Consider the following 375-nt stretch of genomic DNA (forward strand, 5'->3'; position numbering starts at 1 on the left):
TTGCGCAGCGTCTTCTCTTTGCGACGTCGGTGCTTGAGGATGCCGGCCGTCTCCTCGATGAAGCCGCGGCGATCCTCCGGCGAGGCCTGGAGCACGGTGGCGGGCCGCCCCTGACCCACGATGACGTGCGTCTCCCGGCCGAGGCCCGAGTCGCTGAGCAGCTCGTGCACATCGAGCAGCGGGCAGCTCTCGACGTAGATGGCGTACTCGCTGGAGCCGTTGCGCAAGAGCGTGCGGCTGATGGTGACCTCGGCGTATTCGAACGGCAGCGCGCCGTCGGCATTGACGATCGTGAGCTGCACCTCAGCGCGCCCGAGGGGGCCACGGGTCGAGGTGCCGGGGAAGATGACGTCTTCCATCTTCCCGCCGCGGAGG

The 375-nt window shown here is 68.5% G+C and carries 1 pseudogene; it reads right to left on the reverse strand.

The features are described from left to right. Nucleotides 1-375 (reverse strand): annotated as a pseudogene (locus KVS71_RS17145) (chromosome segregation protein); the annotation flags it as partial.

Origin of the sequence: Microbacterium sp. GbtcB4 (assembly GCF_019091465.1) — a bacterium.
GTDB lineage: Bacteria > Actinomycetota > Actinomycetes > Actinomycetales > Microbacteriaceae > Microbacterium > Microbacterium paraoxydans.